Origin of the sequence: Coprococcus sp. ART55/1, from assembly GCF_000210595.1 — a bacterium.
GTDB classification, from domain to species: Bacteria; Bacillota; Clostridia; order Lachnospirales; family Lachnospiraceae; genus Coprococcus; species Coprococcus aceti.
Genome location: NC_021018.1, coordinates 1644301 through 1650103, shown reverse-complemented (window position 1 = coordinate 1650103; position 5803 = coordinate 1644301). Strand labels below are relative to the sequence as shown.

General features: G+C 45.6%; 5 protein-coding genes. All 5 read left to right on the top strand.

Going from position 1 to position 5803, the window contains the following annotated elements; translation table 11 throughout:
• Positions 1-245: hypothetical protein (locus CCU_RS07570; RefSeq protein ID WP_208896092.1), on the top strand; the 245-nt coding region annotated here is incomplete at its 5' end.
• Positions 238-2598 carry a transglutaminase-like domain-containing protein gene (locus CCU_RS07565; protein WP_208896091.1) on the top strand — a complete coding sequence of 787 codons (2361 nt, stop codon included), beginning with the start codon at positions 238-240 and terminating at the stop codon, positions 2596-2598. The genes CCU_RS07570 and CCU_RS07565, both read left to right, overlap by 8 nt.
• Positions 2599-2638: 40 nt before the next feature.
• A complete protein-coding gene (locus CCU_RS07560; RefSeq protein WP_015534168.1) occupies positions 2639-3340 on the top strand; it encodes a 5'-methylthioadenosine/adenosylhomocysteine nucleosidase in 702 nt (233 codons plus the stop codon).
• A gap of 2 nt (positions 3341-3342) precedes the next feature.
• Positions 3343-3825, top strand: a complete 483-nt coding sequence (locus tag CCU_RS07555; RefSeq protein ID WP_015534167.1) for an S-ribosylhomocysteine lyase — start codon at positions 3343-3345, stop codon at positions 3823-3825.
• 235 nt (positions 3826-4060) lie between these two features.
• Positions 4061-5803, top strand: a 1743-nt coding sequence (locus CCU_RS07550; protein WP_243440875.1) for an MSCRAMM family protein, incomplete at its 3' end; no start/stop codon positions are given.

Below are 5803 nucleotides of genomic sequence, written 5' to 3'. Positions count from 1 at the left end.
ATTACTGGAGCGGCGCGCAGGGCGATATAGTCAGGACTTCGATAGACAGCAGGGATGATCTCGCTGAATGGATGGAGAAGATCTTTTATGAGCAGGCGTATACAGATTTTGGCTATGGGTTATCGATGCTTGAGAAGAATCTGGATTCTGACAGAAGGATCATAGTTGTTTCCGGCGATATGAGAGCGGATGGCAATGTAGTGTTTACATATGGAGATCGTGTGAAAGGATACATAATTGGGTAGAATCTTTGGTAGAAAAAAGAAAACTGAAGACAGGAAAGCGGTAGAATTCTGTGAAGGTGTAAGGCTGCTCAACGATCCGGAGATCACAGATGGAGGCAGAGAAGGCGCGGATTACAGAAAAAGAAAGCTGCGCAGAAGAAAATCGGACAGCAGAGGTATTGTTGCAAAATGCCTGCTGGAGATATTTATCATAGGCGGTTCAATGTGCGGCTTTTTGTCGTGTATAGATATGGCGTACGGTGTTCCTGTTATATTTCTGGCGTATGCGCTGCTGGCCATGTACTTCTGTGGTCTGTTCAAATCAGGCAAGGTGTGGGTGAGAGATGTGGGATATGTCATATTTCTTGTCGCTTTTGTCCTGTTCATCATGCTCCTCAGACGTTATATAAACAGTGGATTTTATGCTATCGTAAATGAGTTTCTGGATCATGTGACTGATTATTATGGAGCCCAGGAGGTTAAGGTATTCTCCGAGACTTTGTCCAACAGGGCGCTCACTGTTCCTGTGGCAGCCATCGCTATAGGCTGTGTAGAGATAATAATCCTCAACATTTTCCTTAACACGAATATGAGTGTGTTCTGGGCAGTGTGGTTTTCACTTCCTGTGTTTATATTACCATTGTTTTTCAGGCTTGAGCCGGATGTTATTTACATGTTCATGGTATCCACAGGACTTTTGGGAGTTATCTGCCTTAAGGGAAATGGTCACTTCCGTATAACTGACAAGGACAGTACGTTTGAATATGATGAGAAGAAGCGAAGATTCAGTTACAGGCATAGTGACAGGGCGTCTCTGCAGCTTGCGGCCGGTGTGGCGGCTGTATGTATATTGGTGGGAAGTGCGGTTATCCTTGTCAAGCCGCAGCAGACTTATCTGTACAGGTATCGTGATAGCTCGGCGAAGAACAAGATCGAAGGCCCGCTTGGAAACCTCATCATGTATGGATTTGAATCCCTAAGGAATTCGGCGAATACCGGAGGACTGGCGAATGGAAAGCTTGGAGGCGTGTCGGATGTCACACTTGATGGACAGACGGATCTGGTAATCACATTTGCACCATATAGCACAAACAGGATCTATCTGAAAGCGTTCGTTGGTGATGAGTATAGCTGGGATCATTGGGACAGAGATAAGGATGGCGACTATCCGTCACCGGTCAATTCTGAAGGACATGCCAGAGGACGAATGGATATACAGAACATAGATGGCGCCGGAGATCTAAAATATTACCCTTACTACACTGATATAGAAGCCATGAATACTTACAAAGAGGGCGATTCATTGTACAGTGTGGAGTACAGTCCATCCGCTCTGGCTGAGCCGGTTATGCCATCGGTGGATGACAAGTATCTTGAGATTCCAGAGGAGAATATGGATTCAATACGAAGATTCTGTGAGAGCGCAGGAATCACGGAAAAAGACAGTGTGGATAATGTGCTGCAGAAGGTGTATATATACTTCCTGGAGAATTATCCGTACACACTGCATCCGGGAGCCACGCCGAGGGATGAGGATTATGTCAATTATTTCCTTGATACCACGAAGAAGGGCCTGTGTGCCAATTATGCCACTGCGGGGGCGCTGATCCTGAGATACATGGGGATACCCACAAGATATGTGGAGGGGTATGCCGTGGATTACACCGAGGTCCTTGACGGAACAATGCTCGATGAAGAACAGTTCAGTTACGATGATTATTATTCAGGCTCATCAGAGCTTGGAAGAACGGCTGTTGTTCAGGTGTATGTGGACGATGGCGGAGCTCATGCGTGGATAGAGGCGTTCATACGTGGCAGATGGCAGGTCGTGGAGCTGACACCTCCGTCGAGTGAAGATGAGGATGAGACCCAGGATGATTTTTGGTCCAGATTTGGAAGATGGCTAGTAGGTGATGACAGCGGAGATACCGGAACAGATACGACCGGCACAGCATTTTCACTTGGAAATGCCGTGTGGATAATATATGTTCTGGCGGGATGTATAGCATTTGCAGTGCTCTTGTTTGTGGGACGTATAGCAGTCAGGAAGATAGTTCGTTTTGTGGGTTATCACAGGAGAGATAAGACTGGAAATGTGATAGCTTACTATAGGTATATGTGTGATTATGCAAGACTTGCGTCGGATGATTTTTCGAAGGCGGGAAATCACAGGCAGCAGCTTGAATATTTCTGTAAGGGCGCAGATCCGGCGGAGACTGAGGACCTTGCGGCATATATGGAAGGCATAAGCTATGGCGGCGAGGTGTCCGGGGACGAATATGTACAGCGTATGGGAGAACTTCGGGTGCTGTTCAGGAGCTTTAGGAGACAGGTTCCTTTTATGAAGAGGATATACATATTCCGAATGTTGTAGTATAGTTGACAGGTAGCAATGGATAATGGAGGTATAAGAGATGCTTGGAATCATAGGTGCGATGGACGAGGAAGTCGCAAGACTGAAAGAGATGATAGATGGGCTCCAGGTCACAGACAAGTGTGGCATGAGATTCTACAAAGGACAGATAGAAGGAACGGATGTCGTGGTCGTAAAGTGCGGTGTCGGCAAGGTCAATGCGGCCATGTGTACCCAGTCGCTGATCGACATGTATGGAGTGTCAGCTATCATCAACACCGGAATAGCCGGATCACTGGATGCTGACATAGATATAGGAGACATCGTTCTGGCTACGGATACCGTGGAGCACGATATGGATGTATCCGCCCTTGGATATGAGCCGGGTGTGATCCCTGATACAGAGCTGAGCGTGTTCAAGACCAGCGATGAGCTGCTTAAGATAGCACAGGACTCAGTGGATGCAGCAAATATAGGAGTCAAGGTGTTCACTGGAAGAGTGGTGAGCGGCGATCAGTTTATCTGGAGCAAGGACAAGAAGAAATGGCTTGTGGAGACATTTGGTGGAAGATGTGCAGAGATGGAGGGCGCGGCCATAGGACATGTTGCAGTGCTGAATAAGGTTCCGTACCTTGTTGTCCGGGCCATATCGGACAAGGCTGATGACAGTGCAGAGATGGATTATCCTACATTTGCGGCAAAGGCTATAGAGAACAGTGTAAACATGATGACAGAGATAATAAAGAGATATGAGGTGAAGTAGACATGGATAAGATAGCAAGTTTTCAGATAAATCATCTTCTCCTGAATCCGGGCATTTATGTGTCGAGAAAGGATAAGGCTGGGGATCAGATCCTCACAACATTTGACATAAGGATGACAAAGCCGAATTATGAGCCGGTTATGAACACTGCGGAGGTTCATACCATAGAGCATCTCGGTGCGACATTCTTGAGAAATAATGAAGAGTATAAGGACAGGGTCATATACTTTGGACCTATGGGCTGCAGGACGGGATTTTATCTCATACTCGCAGGCGATTATGAGTCGAAGGATATAGTGGAGCTTATGATATCAATGTTCGAATTCATAAGACATTATCACGATCCGATCCCTGGAGCAAATCCAAGAGAGTGCGGCAATTACCTGGATATGAATCTCGGTATGGCGAACTATCTTGCAGAGAAATTCCTGTCACAGGTTCTGTATGATATAGATGACAGCAGACTTAATTATCCAGAGGGTTAAATTCCAATTTACAAATGAGATCAAAATATACAGACCATGTAAAAAACGGGTGATTTTCAGTGGAAATTCGCTTTGTTGAGGAATGTTTGCCATTCTATTGACAATGAAGCTTGCGTGCTTTTTAATGCACGTAAGCTTTTTTTGTGCACATAAAACAGCTAAACAGATTCATGAAGACGGCTCTTACCGGATACGGTTATGAATGGGCTGAAACTTAAACAGAAAGGAAGAGATTATGAAAAGATTGTATGTATATAAGATTCTGCTGGCTGTTCTTATGGCCGTATGTGTGGCCGGTGTGGTTTTTTATCATAGGTTCAGTACAAGGTCAAGTGCTGACGAACTGTATGCCGGGGAGAAAAGCAGGCATACTGATGTTATGGCCACCTCAACGGATGGAATTGCGGCTATGGCCGGATATGAGATAAGTTATGAAGATGTGGACTGCATCCTAAGCGGCGATGTGGTGTTTTACAATGGGATGCCATACACGAGGCATTACACGGTGCATAAGGATGGTGTAGAGTACAGGGCATACTGCGGCGATCATAAGAAATATGAAGTTAAGAGCACGGACAAGGTGGCATTTTCCGTGACAAATGACAGACTGCTTCAGAAAGCGTTTCTGTATGGACCGGGAAGTGAATATGTGTGGTCTGGTTTTAAGGGGGTGTCCGCAGATCACAGACAGCTCATCATGACACTGACTTTGAATTATATAAGACATGGACAGTATTTTGACGTTATAGACGAATTCTATAAATACATATCGGAGACAAAGCGAGATGAGATCGTCCTTCAAGGAGATCAGGCAGATATAGAGATAATAGATGATGGAAGCAAAGAGAATTACGGTAATTATGTAAGTCTTAAGGATTATACCGGTTATGTGGACAAGAAGACTGGTGAGAAGAGAAGAAGAACCAGGATAATGAGGTGTAAGGCAGATGCTGAGAATGGAGTGAGGATCTCGGTACCGGCGGATACATGGCTCCATATCAGGAAAAGCGGAGAAAAGGAGTTCACCATCCACAAGACAGGTAAGGTAACTATAATGGGAGGCGACAGATTCTTTTTCAGTGCTGAGAAGGCTCATAAGGGAACGGGCACAGTAAAGTCTGGTAAAGGGATCCCCGGAGTTACAGTGTATACTGTAGATTCCACTCAGGTAGATGATGACCAGCAGTTGTTATTTGGAACGGTAGCTTCAAGCAGTATTTCTATGGATATTGAATGGACGGGAGAGAAGCCTGTTCTTGGAAAGTTCAGTCTGCACAAGACCGACAGAGATTCCGGCGCCGGTGTGGGAGAAGCTCTGTACAATATTGAGATGGAAGTGAAAAACGGCACACAGAGTCTGCGCACTCTGGTGGCTCAGATAGAGACTGATGAGAATGGACATGGTATAGTTGTGATGTCAGAATATGGCGGACTTGGAACCTATGAGATCACAGATATGCCGTTCGGAACATACAGGATATATGAGGAAAGGGCTCCGTACAACTATGAGAGAAACAGTGCTGTGGCACAGCTCGTTATAAACGAAGAAGGAGAATTCCTGTCCGTGGATGGCAAGGAGGTCAGTACATCCACGGAGCTTGAAATAAGCTGGGAGACTTGGGACAAGGTGATCTCAGGCAAGATTGATCTGAGCATATACAAACAGGATGCGGAGACGGGAGATAAATCTCAGGGAGATGCTGTCTTGTCAGGGGCTGAGTTTACAGTCAATTATTACAGGAATTTTTATAATTCCGTGGACGAGCTCCCAGAGAAGCCGGATCAGAGCTGGACGCTTAAGACGGATGACAGCGGTAAGTGCGGCCTTGAGGATGTGGTTTTGCAGACGGGAACAATCACGGTTCAGGAGACAAAAGCCCCAAAAGGGTACACGCTTGTGAATTCAATATTTAAAAGCGCAAAGGATGGCAATATTATAAAGGATAGTTCAGATGGAATATATCTGGACAGAATAGAA